This window comes from Candidatus Vondammii sp. HM_W22, assembly GCF_022530855.2.
In the GTDB taxonomy this organism is placed as follows: Bacteria; Pseudomonadota; Gammaproteobacteria; order Chromatiales; family Chromatiaceae; genus Vondammii.
Map to the genome: position 1 here is coordinate 1,297,522 of NZ_CP099567.1, position 16,888 is coordinate 1,314,409.

Here is a 16,888-nt window from a genome sequence, read left to right on the forward strand (position 1 = left end):
CAAGGGCTTGATACCCAGGATCTGGGCGTGTAGATCTTTATCTCTCATAGGGGGTACGTTAATCTACCCACTCTATTGGGGGAAGAGTAATAAAAGAGGTCAAGTTGTCTCTGCTATCCTATTTTCCATATCCGTTCATAGGCTCTCATTGACGAACATAAATCCGTTTCAACAGGCGGCATTTTAGTGCTGCCGGAATAACGCTGAAAGATCTGTTTTTTTGCTCCATAAAGGTTCTTTATTTAGTATGGTTACCGATGAGTGAATTCTGCTGACCTGGTTGTATTTTGTCTCTTTCGGTCAGTTTTAAAAACATGTTGGTTCACAGTATTATTTATGGGAAAGATCTGATGAAAATGCAAAATTGGTGGAGGTTGAGCCTCAAGGGAGTGATTGCTGCCACAGCAATTTCACTGTTCGCTGCCGGTGTTGCAATGGCGGAGACACGGATTGCCTATAAATCAGCTAAATCCACGTCATCTTATTATCAGATGGCGGTGCAGATTGCTGAGGCGGTTAAGCGGGGTTCCAATGGCGATTTTATTACCACCGTTGAAGAGAGCCAGGGCTCTGTTCAGAATGTCAAAGAGGTGGCCCATCGGAGCGGAAATTATGTCTTTACCACACCACCGATGCTGATCAAGTTAGCCCAGGGTGGCAAAAAGATGTTCAAGGATGCCAGTCCCAACTATCAAAAAATCCGTGCTCTGTTTGTTATCCCGTCGCTCACCATGCATCTGGTTGTGCGAAAGGATTCCGGTACTAAGCAGTTCCGTGACCTGACCGGTAAAAAATTCCTCATCGGCAAGGGGAGTTTTGGTGCCAGGGAAGCGGCAAAATATATCAAACTGTTTGGTCTGGAAGGGAAGGTCGATCTGGTCGATGTGGAGCTCAACTCTGCCGCCGGGACTGAAATCAGCCTGATCAGCATGACGGATGAACAGGTGGTTAAAACCAAGCGCACCAAACTGGTGATCCCGGCGGGTACCTATCCCGGTGTTAACTACGATGTGACCACCACCTCATTGCCCGTTGGCGCCTATACAACCACCGCCATGGACGATACAACAGCCTACCGGCTGACCAAAACCTACTGGGAGCAGAAACAGGCAATGGGCGAAGCCAATCCCTGGTGGAATGCGGTGACGTTTGACAGCTTGAAGACGCTGGGTGGGAAGCTCCATCCAGGCGCCGTGATATACTATAAGGAAGCCGGTGCGACAATCCCTGAACAGCTACTCTGATTGTGTTGAACAACTTCCCGTGCCGAGGAGGTGTGGGGAGTCAATGAACACTTGAATGATTACTCTGCTGCGCCGATACGGGGTGATTGTGCTGGCAATCATCTCGGTCTTTTTTCATCTCTATCTGATTTTCACCGGGCTTATACCAAATCTGATCAGCAGGCCGATTCACCTAGCTCTCGCACTGCCCTGGATCTTTCTCATCGAAGTAAAAGGAGGGCTGCTGCAGCGGATCAGCAGCTACCTTATCTGTGCCTTTGGGCTTTCTGCCTGTGCCTATATAGCACTCAACCGGAATCAGCTGGTTGAGCAATACGCCTACCTTGAGGGAACGGGCCAATATATTCTCGCCATCGGTTTGATTCTGGTGGTGCTTGAAATGGCCCGGAGAGCAATTAAACTGGCTCTCCCCACGGTTGCTTTTATCGCCCTGATGTACGGTGTCCTGGGGCAATATTTCCCCGGTGAATTTGGTCACCCCGGACTTCCATTGGGCAGTTTTCTCGGAACACTGATTATCGCGGAGGGCGGTATCTGGGGACCCCTGACCGGTGTATCGGTTAATGTTGTGGCCGTTTTTGTGATACTAGGCGCGTTTGTCGGCGCAGGTGAGGGCGGCACTGCCTTTATGTCGCTGGCGACCAAACTGGCCAGCCGCTACCGGGCAGGTGCAGCCAAGGTGTCGGTACTCTCATCGGCATTCTTCGGTTCTATCTCCGGTTCCGCCTCTGCCAATGTGGCATCCACCGGTGCCATTACGTTGCCGACGATGAAGCGCCTTGGCTACCCGGCGAGTTTTGCCGCTGCGGTTGAGGCGGTTGCCTCCAGCGGCGGGCAAATTATGCCGCCGCTGATGGGGGCGGGCGCATTTGTCATGATGGAGCTGTTGCGCACCGGTTACACCGACATTATGACGGCGGCACTGCTACCGGCGATACTCTTCTTTTTAGCGGCCTGGATCGGTGTCGATCTGTTTGCACGGCGTTATGGATTGACCGCGATGAAAAGGGAAGAGATTCCCGATGGGCTGACTGTTTCCCGGTTGGCCCCGTTTTTTCTGATCCCTTTTACTGTCTTGCTGACGGTGCTCTTTTTTACCGGCTATACGCCTCAGTTTGCCGCTGCAGGCGCTATTTTTTCTTCCGCATTACTGTTGATTACAGATGACAGATTCAAATTTTCACTGAGCCGCTGGATAACCCGGCTCTCCAATGCTTGCATCAATGCATCAATGCAGCACGGCAGATTGCCGGGATAGCCTCGATTATTATCTGTGCCGGGCTGGTGATCGGTGTGTTGAACCAGACCGGACTGGGCATCAAAGTCACTTCGGTGATATTGAATCTCGCCGGAGGCCAGTTATGGCTGGCGCTGCTATTGACGGCTCTGGCCTGCCTGATTCTGGGAATGGAGGTGCCAACCACAGCTGCTTACGTGATCTGTGTTTCGGTTGCAGGCCCGGCATTGCAGGAACTTGGCATGGCACCTCTGCATGCACATCTGTTTGTCTTCTGGTATGCACTGCTCTCCACGATAACGCCGCCGGTGTGTGGCACGGTCTTTATCGCAGCAGGTATGGCGCAGACTTCATGGGTGCCGGTCGCCGGTCAGGCGATGCGTCTCGGTCTTGGGCTCTATATTGTGCCGCTCGCTTTTGTCGCCAATACAGCACTGCTCTATCCAGGCGATAATCTCCTGTTGGCACTGGCGGCGTTTGCCAAGGTTGCGGTAGGTTTATGGTTGATGAGCAGGGGCCTGATTGGTGGTCAAATCGCTTTCTGGCAGCGGCCTCTTTTGTTCATCCTCGGCTTGGGGGGCATTTTTGCTTTCGGCATCTCTGCATGACTTGGTTTTCATGCTGAAAGTATAAAATTTTATAAGGATCGTGCTGCATCCTCTGATGGGTGAAGTTTAGGGAGCCTCTGATTAATTCTGGATCGGATGGATGACGAGTTGAAATCTTTCGGATCAAGGCGATAATAGTCGGCTATTGCCAAGATTTTCAACGCAGAGCTGGGAGATTTCAGCCGTCAGACACCGATTCATGAATTAATCAGAGGCTCCTTAGCATAAAGATGGCAACCTCATCGACCTTGTTGAGATTCAGCAGCGGTAGATAGGCGGGTGTTGTCGGGAGACTGGCGGCCGGGGCAATAACCGGCTGTCGAAGCTGGAAAAAGATAAAGGCCTTAGTCGCATGACTACCAGTGACTGGCGGGATAAAGGCGTTATGACCTCGATTCAGGGCAATGGCACGGGGATGGAACAGGATCAGCTCAGCCGGATATTCAATCCATTCTACAGCACCCAGAGTGCAAGGGGAGGGAACCGGACTTGGGTTATCGGTAAGTTATGGCTTGATTCGGCGTTATGATGGAAACACCACAGTTGAATCCGAATTAGGTAAAGGCACCACCTTTTCGTCTGGTTACCGTGAAGAGCCTGTACTGGTCTCTTGATGAAGAGGCCATAGCAGAGCCACTTCACGCGATTGAATCAGATCAGCGAATCCCGGGCATGAATGGAGAGAAAAACCGCCATTCATAGCGGCAACTTCACCATCACCCTTGTTCCTTCACCAAGTGTGCTGCTGATGACCAGATTCCCACCGTGGGCCTCAGCGATTACGCGGCAAAGGTAGAGACCCAACCCGTAGCCACCTGTTTCACGTCGTCGGAGAGGGTACTTATCGGGCGAATCAGGCGCAATATCAGACGATACAGAATGAACAGTATCAGCAGCGGCAGTAGCAGATGAACAAGGCCTTCCCCCGTGCTCTCAGGATGCCGATGTAGACGGTTGTATCACCCAACCGAGCCCAGAAGAACTCCAGGTCATCACCCCGGGCCATGCCATACATCTGTATCATTGTGATAGAAGCTGCGTTTAAACCTTAAATCCTCGGTATTGATTGAGTGGCCATTTGAAGACCAGCGGCCATCCGGTTCGTCAAAGTAGATATCCACTTTCAGTTTTTCCGCCAGAGTCGCGGCCCGCTGCCGGTCAGGCGGGATACCGATATCCTGCTGCATATATTCAGCATATTGGATTAAATGCGGCCGGATATTCGCTTCAAATGACGAGCACGACAAACAGCACCCCCACAACCAGAAAAAGCAGCAGCAGTTTTCCGGTCAGCGAGGGGCGGTGCTCTTTTGACCAGAATCTCATGATAGGTTACCGACAAACAGATAACCACTGCCACGAATGGTTTTGATTATTTCAAGTGGTTTGAGTTTTTGCCGCAGTCTGCTGACGGCAATATCGACTGAACGGCTGAACAACTCCGTCTCCACCCCTTTCAGCGCGTTAAGAATATCATCCCGGCTTTTGGTGATTCCGGCATTCTGCGCCAGAAACTCCAATAGCTGATACTCCATGGTACTCAGATGAATCTCCTGATTGTTGAGAACAACCCGCTTCATGCCGGTATCGATCTCCAGCTCGCCAAAGCAGAGCTTATGGGGCTGGTGTGTCTGGTGTGCAGAGCGCTTTAGAATGCTCTGTATTCGCGCCACCAGCTCACGGGGCTCGAAGGGTTTTGGCAAGTAGTCATCGGCACCCAGTTCCAGCCCGACAACCCGGTCCATCACATCACCCCGAGCGGTCAGCATGATGATCGGTATTTGGCTGGTTTTACGGATGAGTTTACACACCTCGAAGCCATCCCTCTCAGGTAACATGACATACAGAATCACCAGCGCATAGCCCCCTTTTTCGAGCCGTTTCAAGCCGCAACTCGTAGCGATCAAAATACTGAACCAGCAGGCTGGCCAGTCTCTCATCATCATCGATCAGCAGGATATTATGCATGGGCAAAGGGTAACTTTAATTGAAGATAATCTGTAGGGATGGGATAGAATGCCCACCCCCTATGATTTGTATCCTCATCGGCCACAACTCAGTTATAGCGATGCTCACTATGGCGACGTAAAAACCCCCGAATCTCATTTTGCTGCCGGGTCGTCAGGCTGTCATAGAAATCACCAAAGGCAGCGATAACAACAGGCGCCCGTTCATCGACAAACCGGGTCTGTGAATTCACCAGAGCAACCGCTTTATCCTGATAGGGAAATTTTGGTTACACGTTTCATTTTTCTCTCCGTTCGTTGATTTGACAGAGATAGAGTAGTCTCCCCAAGAAGTCGAAACCTCGCCGTTGGGTAACAGTGTGTAACAGTTTGTAACGCGGCCAGAAGGAGAGGGTAAATTCTACGGCATTCAGGCACCAAGGTGTCGCCTACATTGGGTATGAACAGGTTGTTCGCAGAGATCAGTAGGTAGCAAATATCTCTCAGAGGGTGCAAACACTTTGCCTATCGCTGCATAAATCCAAAGATTTCGACAAACTAATCTAAATCTATTCCCTAATTGTCTGAATCTGTTAATATTCTTCAGCAGTATGATGCTTTTTTACATACGCCATAATTCGGCAGCCAAAAGCATTGCCGCAGATTCATAGAGGGCAGTATATGATTCCACTGGAAGGAGCCCACAACGAAAGAGAGACCCGGGAGCAGAACGCTAGGGTGTTAATTCTCGTGGGGACCACCAGGCAAAGCCGAAACAGAGTATGGTCCAGTCTGCGGAATATTTTCAAATTGACTAATTTTCCTACCCCAAAGGCTATAACTGTTGGGGTGGTTTGATCACAGTGAAGAGCCGATGACCGAAGACCAAAAGAAAAAACTGGAACAACAGCTCTGGAGCATTGCCAACGAACTGCGAGGCAAAATGAATGCCGACGAATTCCGCGACTACTGCCTGGGTTTCATCTTCTTACAAATACCTCTCGGAAACACTGCACCAGTATGCTAACACCATTCTGAGTGAAGATGGTATCGATTTTACCGAGATCGATGAGAGCAGCGAGCAGGGGCAGGCGATGCTCGCCGCCATCGAAGAGGAGTCCGTCGCTCAACTGGGTTATTTTCTAAAACCTTCCGAGCTGTTCAGCAGCATGGCTCAACGGGGTGCCCACAAGGGTGATGAAGCGGCAGATGACATCATTGTCGATAACTTTATCCTCGATGACCTGGCCAAAGTGCTCAACCATATCGAACGCTCCACCATGGGCACCGAGAGTGAAGACGACTTCGACCACCTGTTCGAAGATCTCGATCTTACCTCCACCAAACTGGGCCGGACGGAAAAAGCCAAAAATGCCCTCATCGCCAAAATACTGCTTCACCTCGACAAGATCGACTTCGGTATGCACGATGCCGAAAGTGATTATCCTCGGCGACGCCTACGAATACCTGATTGGTCAGTTCGCCAGTGGCGCGGGTAAAAAGGCCGGCGAGTTCTACACCCCCCAAGCCGTCTCCACCATACTGGCGCGCATCGTCACCACCGGCAAACAACGCATCAAATCGGTCTACGACCCCACCTGCGGTTCCGGTTCGCTGCTGCTGCGGGTCGCCCGTGAGGTGGAGCACGTCGGTGACTTCTACGGCCAGGAGATGAACCACACCACCTACAACCTGGCACGCATGAACATGATTCTCCACGGCGTCCACTACCGTAACTTCGATCTGAAACAGGAAGATACCCTGGAGCACCCGCAACACCAGGATAAACGCTTCGAGGCGGTGGTCGCTAACCCGCCCTTCTCCGCCAAGTGGAGCGCCAATAAACTGTTTGAGTCTGACGACCGTTTTGCCCGGTACGGCAGACTCGCCCCCAAATCCAAAGCCGACTTCGCCTTTGTACAGCACATGCTCTACCAGCTCGGCGAAAACGGCACCATGACCGTGGTACTGCCCCACGGCGTCCTGTTTCGCGGTGCTGCCGAAGGCCATATCCGCCGCTACCTGATTGAAGAGCAGAACTGGCTCGATGCCGTCATCGGCCTCCCCGCCAATATCTTCTACGGCACCAGCATCCCCACCAGCATACTGGTGTTCAAAAAATGCCGGGAACACCCCTGAAGATGTGCTGTTTATCGATGCCAGCGCCCATTTTGAAAAGGTCAAAAACCAGAACAAACTGCGCCCCCGGGATATCGACAAGATTGTACAAACCTACCGGCAACGGAGTGAGGAGGATAAATACAGCTATAAAGCCACGCTCAGTGAAATAGCGGAGAATGACTACAACCTCAACATACCGCGTTATGTGGATACTTTTGAGGAGGAGGAGCCGGTAGATCTTGCCAAGAAGTGAAGAATTCTCGAGTAAAGGTATACCGTATGTTACTGCAAGCGATTTAGATGGGAATACTGTAAATCTACGTAATTCAAAGCGGTTGCCTGTGCCACGAGCAAAGCAATTCAAGAAAGGAATAGCTATGAATGGCGATGTCATATTCGCCCATAATGCAACAGTAGGGCCAGTAGGCATATTGGTGACCAACTTAGATTATGTGATTCTTAAGTACTACGGTTACTTACTTAATCGGTGTAACCTAAACAAGATCGATAATTATTTTCTACTCAGCTCTCTCAGCACGATATATTTCATAAAGACAATATTCAAGGGTGATGTCTCAGTCTACGAGAAATCAAGTACCAATTACAATGCAAAGAAGGTTCTTTTTACAATTACCGAAATTAGCAGAACAACAAAAAATTGCAACCTTTCTAGGCTCGATCGATACCAAACTCAACAAACTACGTCGCAAGCGCGAGCGGCTGGAAACCTGGAAGCGCAGCCTGATGCAAAAAATCTTCTCGCAGCAACTGCGCTTTACACAGGATGATGGCACGGATTTTTTTGATTGGGAAGAAAAAAAAGTAAGTGATGTCTATAGATGGGTAAAAACAAATAGCTTGTCTCGTGAAAAACTTACATGTCAAAAAGGGGATATTCAGAATATCCACTATGGTGATATACATACAAAATATTTTGTACAGTTCGATCAAGATGTTGCGGATGCACCATTTATTAAAGATAGAAAATCAAGTAAAAATATTACAGAGACAGAATTTTGTAAAAATGGTGATATAGTCATTGCTGATGCTTCAGAGGATCTTGATGATATTGGGAAGTCTATTGAGATTATTAATGTTAAATCTAATTCTTTAGTGGCAGGCCTACATACATATATAGCGAGGCCAAAAGATAGTTTCAGAAGTGGATTTTCAGGATACCTATTTCAAAGCAACGATTTCCGAAAGCAAGTTAAGCGTATTGCGCAAGGTGTCTCAGTATTAGGGATTTCAAAAACCAATTTTGAGAAGTTGGATATACCTCAGCCGGTACCAGAAGAACAACAAAAAATCGCCAACTCCCTCTCTTCAATAGACAAAAAAATCCAAGCCGTCACCAATCAAATTACCCATACAGAAACCTTCAAAAAAGGCCTTCTGCAGAAGATGTTTGTATAATGGCGAGACACTTGAGGATTACCCCATGACAGAAGACATTCGCTGGATACAACGCTTGGATAACTGGAACCGTGCCTTGGCACAATTAACCAAATTTCTCGACCGTAAAGAGCTGAATGACCTGGAAGAGCAGGGGTTGATCCAATCTTTTGAATATAACCATGAATTGGCCTGGAAAACCCAAAAGGGGTCCTAGGGATTTTCCCTCGTAAACGGACATAAACGGCTAGATCCCTTTCCCCGCCTACGTTTCCCGAGAGGGGTACTTTTCGATTTCCGAACATTTTAGGGTAATTTGGCTAGAATCGTGGCCTTTAGGTAACGATTATGACCACAGAGAAACGACTCAAGATCCTCACCGAAGCGGAAATTGTTGACTTGTTCGGCCCGCCAGCACTCAATCAAAACGATCAACGATTCTTCTTCACACTCAATGATATCGAATTGGCCCAGTGCCAGAAGATTCGCAGGCGTGATCAACGCTGCATGTTCGTTGTGTTGCTCGGCTACTTTAAAGTGAAGCCCATTTCTTTGAGTCCCGGCTACCACCAGATCAAGCATGATATTAAATATGTCTGCTCAGAAGTGTTTCCCGGTTCCGGTCTGAGTCCCTTCAATCTAACTCAAAAAACTCGTGTGCGTATCTATCATCGCATATACGAATTAACAAACCATCAACGCTGGGAGAACGAACGGCACAGCGCCGCGCTGACAATAGACCTTCGCGAACACGCACAAGCATGGGCTCAACCGCGAGCGTTGTTTGACAGGGCTATTGAATACTTAGCGGCACAAAAAATTAGCATTCCTGGGTACTCAGTTTTGCAAGACTTGATCAGTGATGTCGTCAGTGCTACCAACGATCAACTCATTCGCCAACTCGAAGACCTCATCTCTGTTGACTTGACTTCTATGTTGTCTGACTTTGTCGAAGGCAATGACCCACTGACTCTACGGCGGTTAAGAATGGCGGCTAAGAACATTACAAGGAGTGAGTTGCAAAAAGAACTCGCCGTACATCAGCACATTCAATCTTGGATGCTAGAAGTCGATGAGGTTTTAAGTCAGCTATCAATATCGTTGAAGAATCAGCAGTACTTTGCTGAAAGAGTGACTTACTATGGTGCCAAACTAAAACGCCAACCTGTTGGTTATCAACGCCTCTACTTGTTGTGCTATTTGCAATCGCGTTGGCAACAGGCACTGGAACGAATAGCCGATGGCTTTGTTCATCATCTTTTTCAAAGAAAACAGAAAGCCAAAATATACGCGAGAGAATCTGTTTATCAAGACTGGCAACGAGCTGCGAGTAACGTCAGTAAAGCGGCGCAAGTGTTGCGTCTTTTTATCGACGACAGAGTAGATCAACAACAACCGTTTGGGGCGTTACGGCAGCATGCTTTTAAACTTCTAGCGGCGAAAGATCTGGAATCCGTTTGCCTGTTTTTGAATGATCAAAAGCGATCGGTTGAAGAGGCCACGTGGCAGTACTTCGATCACCGGGTGAGCTTACGAGAAGGCTTACTTCGTGATCTATTCCTGTGCTTGCACTTTGAAGGCGGTGAAAAAACACAGCGCCTGGCAGCTACACTGCATCGTGCGCAGCGTGATCTTATCGCCGATGGTGAAATCTCAATCGGCGCAATGGATAGCCGCTTGCCTACCAAGAAGCAATTGTCGTTCATGCAAGACTCGAGCGGCGTGATGAATAAAGGTCGGTACGAATGGTTCCTTTACTTGCAAATCCCCAATCGGTTGAATGGCCAGCTCACACTGCCAAATGTGTTTAAATACAGGGCTTTGGAGGCTGATCTAGTCAATCGTGAGCGATGGACAGAAGAAAAAGACGCGCTATTAGAGCGCACCCAGTTGCCTAAATTAGCCGCCAATCCCAACAAACTCATTGACCAAATGGCCAAAAACCTGGGTGTTAGATTACAAGAAGTGAGTCACTATCTAGAACACGATGACAACCGAAATATTATCCTGAGAAACCCCAAAGGAAAGCGCCATTGGCGCTTACCCACGGCCAACAAAAAGTACTTGGTCAATAATCCGTTCTTCCAGCAACTACCCACGACTGGCGTTGCCGATGTGTTGCGAATGGTCGATCGCGACACAGGCTTCCTTGATGACTTTAAGCATGTACTGGGTGCACAGTCGAAGAGCCGAGCACACGAGTATGACCTGTTGGCTATCTTGGTGGGCAACGCGACCAACCAAGGCATTTATGGTATCGCTCAAATATCCGATCGCACTTACGATCAGCTCAGCACCATTCAGGCGAACTATCTGAGGTTAGAAACACTGAACGCAGCCAACGATCGCATCAACAACGCAACGGCTAAGCTTCCGATCTTCAAGCACTACAATATCCAAGAAGATGTTATCCACGCCAGTGCTGATGGTCAGAAGTTCGAATCCCGGCGTGAGACATTTAAAACACGTTACTCGTCAAAATACTTTGGCACGCAAAAAGGCGTGTCGGCCATGAGCTTGATCGCCAATCATGCGGCCATCAATGCTCGTGTGATCGGTGCTAACGAGCACGAGTCCCACTACATCTTCGATCTACTGATGAACAATAGTTCCGAGATCGTGCCAGACGTACTGTCTACCGATACGCACGGAGTCAATCACATCAACTTCGCATTGCTAGATCTCTTTGGGTACAGCTTTGCTCCACGCTATGCTCAGGTGGGTCGTGTCATCAATGAGATGTTCGATGTCAAAGAAGACAAGGATAAGAAAATCCAATTGAGTCTGAAAAAGCCCATCAACACCAAGCTCATCGCGGCTCACTGGGATACTATACAACGGATCATGATCTCACTTTATGAACGCAAAACAACGCAAGCGACATTGGTTAGAAAGCTCTCAGGTTACAAAAGCAGCCACCCGTTACTCGGGGCACTAACGGAATACAATCGTATGGTGAAAGCGAATTATTTACTCAACTACATCGATGACGTCAGTCTGCGCGACTACGTTCAGCGAGCACTCAATCGAGGCGAGGCTTACCACCAACTGCGTCGTGCAATCAGCAACGTCAATGGTGATCAGTTCCGCGGCAGCTCGGATGAGGAGATCCAACTGTGGAACGAATGTGCTCGCCTGGTTACCAACGCTATAATCTACTTTAACTCGGCCATACTCAGTCAGTTGCTGACTAGCTTTGAATATCAGAAGGATGATGAAAAAATCCAGATCGTCAAACAAGCCTCCCCAGTTGCCTGGTACAACATCAACCTGAAAGGCACCTACAACTTCCAAATGAGTGGGAAATTGCCGGATCTGGACGAATTAATGAGCTCAATCGACGGTTATAAGCCTGTTCAGGAAAAGTACCCACATCCGGAAACGTAAGCAGGGCATGGGATCTAGCCGTTTATGTCCGTTTACGAGGGAAAATCCCTAGGACCCCAATTATAGTAATATTCCGGCTTTTACGAGAAGCCTATGCCTTATAAAGAACGCCTGACCGTACTCCACGAAGCAGAAATTAACGATTTATATGGCGTTCCCAGCCTGTCACTGGAAGAAAAACGTATCAGTTTTACTCTGAATGATCTGGAGCAGGACGTTATTAAATCCATCAGGGATCGCAATCATAAATGCTATGCTATTGGGGTTCTGGGGACATTCCGTCCTAAAGTGACACTTATCTCTACAGCCCATACCCCACAAGGCCTACAGAGGTGGCTTAATTTTCATTTTGCACGATTGATTGCATAATTTCATCCAAATCTAGTAGGTTTTGTTCAAAGCTAAAGCTGTAAGTTCCGTTCAAATTGATGTTATGCCAAGCCACTGGCGAAACTTGCTTAATAATTTCCAACTTCTTATCGTCACTTTCCCCCTCAAAATGCTACAGACTAATTGGAAATCTCATCCTTGTCATGGCTCTATTTTTGGGGGAAAGGTCAATCCAGTTCAACGTTGAGTGCTGCATCGACCGTGATTTTGGTCAGCATTGGCCGAAACTCGTTGAGGTCTTCTTCAGTTTTGATGTGATTAGCGGCCGCCTAGGCTATCGCCTGGAGCTCTTTCTTGTCGATCATCTGCCTATCCTCACCCTTGTTTGGGTTTAATGACGGGCAGTTATACAGCATTTAGGTCTGTCTCAAAAGGTTCAAAGAACCAGATCTTCAGCCGATACCTCAGGGACGACTAAATATTCTTAGCCAGCTCTTCTGCATTACCGATATAACTGGCGGGAGTAAGCTTCCGCAGTGCGGCTTTTGCTTCCTCCGGAATCTCCAGTCCATCAACAAAAACTGCCAGCTCTTCAGCCCCTATGCGCTGGCCACGGGTTAGCTCCTTGAGCTTCTCATAGGGTTTCTCTACACCATAGCGCCGCATCACTGTCTGGATAGGTTCGGCCAGAACCTCCCAGTTGGCATCCAGATCTTCCGCCAGACGTTGCGGGTTGGCTTCCAGCTTACTGATCCCTCGCATCACTGACTGAAGGGCGATGGTGGTATAAGCAAGGCCAACCCCCATGTTGCGGAGTACTGTGGAATCTGTCAGATCGCGCTGCCAGCGTGAAACCGGTAGCTTCATGGCCAGATGGCCTAGCAGAGCATTGGCAAGCCCCATATTACCTTCGCCATTCTCAAAATCGATCGGATTTACCTTGTGTGGCATGGTTGACGAGCCAACTTCTCCCGCTATGGTTTTCTGGTTAAAGTAGCCAAGTGATATATAGCTCCAGATATCCCGACAGAAGTCGATGACGATGTTGTTGAAACGGGCGACCGCACCAAACAGTTCCGCCATGTAGTCATGAGGCTCTATCTGAATGGTATAGGGGTTCCAGGTCAATCCCAGCGATTCCACAAAGTTTTCAGCAAACTCAGGCCAATCAACGTTCGGGTAAGCGGAGAAGTGAGCATTATAGTTACCCACGGCACCATTGATTTTACCCTGTAATGTGATATTAGCTATCTGATCACGCTGCCGCTGAAGCCGATGGACCACATTGGCCATCTCTTTGCCAAGGGTCGTCGGGGAGGCTGGCTGACCATGGGTGCGCGATAGCATGGGTTTATCGGCGTGCTCATGGGCAAGTTGGCGAATCGCGTTTATCAGGTCATCCATCTGGGGAAGAAGTACTTGCCCCCGGCCCTCGCGTAACATGAGTCCATGGGAGAGGTTATTGATATCTTCCGAGGTGCAGGCAAAGTGAATAAATTCACTAATCGCTTCCAGTTCCTGGTTACCGGTGATCTTCTCCTTCAGGAAGTACTCCACCGCTTTCACATCGTGATTGGTGGTTCGCTCAATATTCTTTATCCGTTGAGCATCTTCATTGGAGAAATTATCAGAAATACTGTTAAGAATATTATCTGCGTGTCCACTCAGCGCAGGCACCTCTGAGATATCTGGATGCCTGGCCAAGGCCTGCAACCAACGAACCTCAATCAGAACGCGATGCCTAATAAGACCAAATTCACTGAAAATAGGGCGTAAATTGGCTGTTTTTCCACCGTATCGGCCATCTATCGGTGAGACGGCGGTAAGAGTAGAGATTTCCATGGGATACCTATGTCAACTATTTGAACAAAACGATGCATTGTACCATCCCAATTGGCAGAGTGATTAAAGTTTAGTGTCTGCCAAATCATACCGTTTTTACCACCAAGCAGATGAAGAAAAATAAATGTTAACCGGTCTCTTCTCCTCGCGTCTTGCGTGGTGAGTTATTGGTTTCCTGGCGGGTCCCCATTCGTGCTCGGAAACGATCAAAACGGATGCAATGACCCGTAGAATCCACTCAATAGTCCGTATGTGGAGGGTGATATCTGTTAAATCTCATGAGACTTAAACTGGCGCGTCCTGACTTTTTTCACTATTAGTGGCATTGTCATACAGCCCCTTGGATTTCTCTTTATAATGACTCGCCAACTTCGCCGGCTTTCTCCATGGCATCAGCCGATATCTCTTTGGTTTTCCCCCAGGCAGATTTGGACTTTTCGACTACAGTGCTTCCAATCTTACTCCCTGTTTCCTTGGCGGATTGATAAATTTCTTTTGATTTATCCACTGCTTGGCTGGAAATCTCTTTGGTTTTATCCCAAGTCTCCCGTCCCATCTCTTTTGTGGAATCGATAATGCTTTTTTCTCCCGAGGATCTCTCGACGATCGGTGTCTCTGTTGGCTTCTCCATAGCTTCTGGTTGTGTTTGTTCTGCCTGAGGCGAAGTGCTTTCAGTACAGCCGGAAAGCATGAAAGCGAGAGCGAACAGGAGAGCTTGAAATGTTTTCATTAGTTATTCCTTAGGTATCAGTGGAGCCGTTGTTTGAGAAAGTCTCAGAGCGTTCATTTATCATCGGATCAGGTTCCCAGATGCAGACAATTGTAGCATAGGCACTGTTATCACAGTTGAACGATTTACCGAGGTGTAATTTGTGTCAGTTATTGAATCTCTTTTAACAGATGCTTTCGAGCAAAAAGGATCTGGAAACGGCCTCCGCCACATTGTCGCCACAACATGGCTGAGCGCATGCCTGCCAGTAACAAGAGCGCGGATGCGGTTGGCATTTTCGGGGTTTTGCAAATGTGCTGACGGTTGAAGCGTAGATATCAGCTAGCTGAGCAATGATATTGGAATGGGGCAGATTAAAGTGTGAGAGGCGTTCGGTTGCCAGACTGATGCCTTTACTAACTTGTTTTAGCATCTCTCTTTTTTTAGATAGTTTGCGCTCCAGGTTGAGCAGGGCAACCACATAGCGGATGGTGTTTACCTCTTTCAGATCCCCTCCCTCTAATCTGGCAGCCATGGCATTGAGACCGGTGGCAATCCCCAATATCCCGCCATAGACTTCGCTGACTGTATCGGCATCTGTCTGAAAAAGGCTATGGATGCTGGTCTCCACTGCCAAACTGTCCGCCATTCCCCGGTGAGCAATCTGGGAGGCGAGTTCTGCCGCCTGAAACACGCCGGCAATGGCGATACATCGGTCTCTGTCTGTTTTCATTGATCTACATACTTATGCTTGAGGTTCGAATATTCAACCATAATCTATGGATGCGGCATCTGAAAGTTGAATTGCCATTTATTCCTCTCTGTCCTCTGGATCTGCCGGGGCCTTCTGCATCCCATTTTCATATGCTATTCAAAATGCCCGATCGATCACGCCTCCACCAAGACAAACCTCATCAAAATAGAAAACAATGGATTGGCCTGGGGCCACTGCACGCTGCTTCTCTTCGAAAACAACCCGGCAGTGGTCATTTCCAATCTGCTCGATCTCACACATCTGTAACGGTTGGCGGTGACGGATTCGTGCTTGGCATGCAAGCGGGGCCTGGGGGGCCTTTCCTGAGACCCAGTGAAGCTGGGATGCGATAAGCTTCTGTTTTAGCAGGAGTGGATGACTATGTCCCTGTGCGACGATCAGTATATTATTGATGATATCTTTTTCTACCACAAACCAGGGTTCTGCATCCGCATCTGAGCGACCACCGATACCCAGGCCCTTGCGCTGGCCGAGAGTATAGTACATCAGCCCCTGGTGTTCTCCCACCGTCTCTCCTTCGGGGGTCATCATCTGTCCCGGGTTAGTGGGCAGGTACTGGCTGAGAAAATCACGAAATTTCCGCTCTCCAATAAAGCAGATGCCCGTGCTGTCTTTTTTTCTATGGTTTGGGAATCCTGCTTCCTCCGCCAGTTGACGCACTTCACTTTTAATCAGGTGACCCAGCGGAAACTGGCTGTGCTCGAGCTGGGGTTGGCCGAGCATGTAGAGAAAATAGGTCTGGTCCTTGTTTTCATCTTTTGCCCGGCACATGTAAATACCATCTTCTTTGACGAGGGTGCTTGCATAGTGTCCGGTTGCTATCCCATCTGCACCAAGATCCAGGGCATGGTTGAGAAATGCCTTGAATTTTATCTCCCGGTTGCAGAGAACATCGGGGTTTGGTGTCCGTCCGGCCTGGTACTCTTTGAGAAAGTATTGAAATACATTATCCCAGTATTCAGAGGAGAAATTGCTAGTATGGAGCGGTATTGAAAGCTGTCTTGCCACGGCCTCAGCGTCTGCCAGGTCTTCAGCGGCAGAGCAGTATTCAGCCGTGTCATCCTCCTCCCAGTTCTTCATGAACAGGGCTTCGACCTGATATTGCTGTTCCAGCAAAAGAAGCGCGGCGACGGATGAGTCCACTCCGCCGGAAAGGCCGACAATGATTTTCTGCTTCTTGGTCATTGGGGTAATTCTATCTGAAACTCTCGTCTGCCACCTAGGACTCCAGAAGTTGGATGGCAGGTGGTTCTCCATTTTTCAGGACCCAGGAGTCGATGGCGTACGCAGGGCG

General features: G+C 48.8%; 17 protein-coding genes and 2 pseudogenes. 10 read left to right on the plus strand and 9 right to left on the minus strand.

Features of this window, described 5'->3' with window-relative positions; translation table 11 throughout:
* Nucleotides 1-356: 356 nt before the first annotated feature.
* The 4 genes from MN084_RS07380 (at nt 357) to MN084_RS07395 (ending at nt 3,703) form a co-directional block, all read left to right on the plus strand.
* Complete coding sequence (locus MN084_RS07380) at nt 357-1,244, plus strand: TAXI family TRAP transporter solute-binding subunit (protein ID WP_445083952.1); 888 nt, start codon at nt 357-359, stop codon at nt 1,242-1,244.
* Nucleotides 1,245-1,299: 55 nt separating this feature from the next.
* Entirely contained in the window at nt 1,300-2,502 is a 1,203-nt protein-coding gene (locus tag MN084_RS07385) for a TRAP transporter large permease subunit (RefSeq protein WP_320416440.1), read from the plus strand.
* Nucleotides 2,460-3,089, plus strand: a complete 630-nt coding sequence (locus tag MN084_RS07390) for a TRAP transporter large permease subunit (protein ID WP_320416439.1) — start codon at nt 2,460-2,462, stop codon at nt 3,087-3,089. Before MN084_RS07385 ends, MN084_RS07390 begins: the two co-directional genes overlap by 43 nt.
* A 404-nt stretch (nt 3,090-3,493) precedes the next feature.
* Nucleotides 3,494-3,703 carry an ATP-binding protein gene (locus MN084_RS07395; protein WP_330178451.1) on the plus strand — a complete coding sequence of 70 codons (210 nt, stop codon included), beginning with the start codon at nt 3,494-3,496 and terminating at the stop codon, nt 3,701-3,703.
* Between the two features lie 82 nt (nt 3,704-3,785).
* Here MN084_RS07395 and MN084_RS07400 read toward each other — a convergent pair whose 3' ends face one another.
* From MN084_RS07400 to MN084_RS07415, 4 genes are all read right to left on the minus strand, one after another.
* The gene (locus MN084_RS07400; RefSeq protein ID WP_241086610.1) at nt 3,786-3,893 is read right to left on the minus strand and encodes an ATP-binding protein; all 108 of its coding nucleotides are present in this window, start codon (nt 3,891-3,893) and stop codon (nt 3,786-3,788) included.
* A gap of 188 nt (nt 3,894-4,081) precedes the next feature.
* Complete coding sequence (locus tag MN084_RS07405; RefSeq protein WP_241086609.1) at nt 4,082-4,276, minus strand: hypothetical protein; 195 nt, start codon at nt 4,274-4,276, stop codon at nt 4,082-4,084.
* Nucleotides 4,277-4,411: 135 nt separating this feature from the next.
* Entirely contained in the window at nt 4,412-4,975 is a 564-nt protein-coding gene (locus MN084_RS07410) for a response regulator transcription factor (protein WP_330178452.1), read from the minus strand.
* A gap of 170 nt (nt 4,976-5,145) precedes the next feature.
* Nucleotides 5,146-5,289 carry a hypothetical protein gene (locus tag MN084_RS07415; protein WP_241086608.1) on the minus strand — a complete coding sequence of 48 codons (144 nt, stop codon included), beginning with the start codon at nt 5,287-5,289 and terminating at the stop codon, nt 5,146-5,148.
* Nucleotides 5,290-5,909: 620 nt separating this feature from the next.
* Here MN084_RS07415 and MN084_RS07420 point away from each other — a divergent pair.
* The 6 genes and pseudogenes from MN084_RS07420 to MN084_RS19480 form a co-directional block, all read left to right on the plus strand.
* Nucleotides 5,910-7,397 (plus strand): annotated as a pseudogene (locus MN084_RS07420) (type I restriction-modification system subunit M); the annotation flags it as partial.
* Between the two features lie 329 nt (nt 7,398-7,726).
* Nucleotides 7,727-8,572, plus strand: a complete 846-nt coding sequence (locus MN084_RS07425) for a restriction endonuclease subunit S (RefSeq protein WP_241086607.1) — start codon at nt 7,727-7,729, stop codon at nt 8,570-8,572.
* A 25-nt stretch (nt 8,573-8,597) separates the two neighbouring features.
* Nucleotides 8,598-8,768 (plus strand): nucleotidyltransferase substrate binding protein, encoded by a 171-nt coding sequence (locus MN084_RS07430; RefSeq protein WP_320416437.1) that lies wholly within the window; start codon nt 8,598-8,600, stop codon nt 8,766-8,768.
* A gap of 131 nt (nt 8,769-8,899) precedes the next feature.
* Nucleotides 8,900-11,938, plus strand: coding sequence for a Tn3 family transposase (locus tag MN084_RS07435; RefSeq protein ID WP_241086558.1), 3,039 nt, complete (start codon nt 8,900-8,902; stop codon nt 11,936-11,938).
* 93 nt (nt 11,939-12,031) lie between these two features.
* Entirely contained in the window at nt 12,032-12,307 is a 276-nt protein-coding gene (locus MN084_RS07440) for a DUF4158 domain-containing protein (protein WP_241086557.1), read from the plus strand.
* 164 nt (nt 12,308-12,471) lie between these two features.
* Nucleotides 12,472-12,663, plus strand: a complete 192-nt coding sequence (locus tag MN084_RS19480; protein ID WP_445083908.1) for a hypothetical protein — start codon at nt 12,472-12,474, stop codon at nt 12,661-12,663.
* A gap of 79 nt (nt 12,664-12,742) precedes the next feature.
* Here MN084_RS19480 and purB read toward each other — a convergent pair whose 3' ends face one another.
* From purB to mnmA, 5 genes and pseudogenes are all read right to left on the minus strand, one after another.
* The gene (gene purB, locus MN084_RS07450) at nt 12,743-14,110 is read right to left on the minus strand and encodes an adenylosuccinate lyase (protein ID WP_241086670.1); all 1,368 of its coding nucleotides are present in this window, start codon (nt 14,108-14,110) and stop codon (nt 12,743-12,745) included.
* 352 nt (nt 14,111-14,462) lie between these two features.
* Nucleotides 14,463-14,840, minus strand: coding sequence for a hypothetical protein (locus MN084_RS07455; protein ID WP_241086671.1), 378 nt, complete (start codon nt 14,838-14,840; stop codon nt 14,463-14,465).
* A 149-nt stretch (nt 14,841-14,989) separates the two neighbouring features.
* The gene (locus tag MN084_RS19485; RefSeq protein WP_445083911.1) at nt 14,990-15,115 is read right to left on the minus strand and encodes a DUF489 family protein; all 126 of its coding nucleotides are present in this window, start codon (nt 15,113-15,115) and stop codon (nt 14,990-14,992) included.
* 71 nt (nt 15,116-15,186) lie between these two features.
* A pseudogene (locus MN084_RS07460) lies at nt 15,187-15,552 on the minus strand (DUF489 family protein); the annotation flags it as partial.
* 138 nt (nt 15,553-15,690) lie between these two features.
* Nucleotides 15,691-16,779 (minus strand): tRNA 2-thiouridine(34) synthase MnmA, encoded by a 1,089-nt coding sequence (gene mnmA / locus MN084_RS07465; protein WP_241086673.1) that lies wholly within the window; start codon nt 16,777-16,779, stop codon nt 15,691-15,693.
* Nucleotides 16,780-16,888 lie beyond the last annotated feature (109 nt).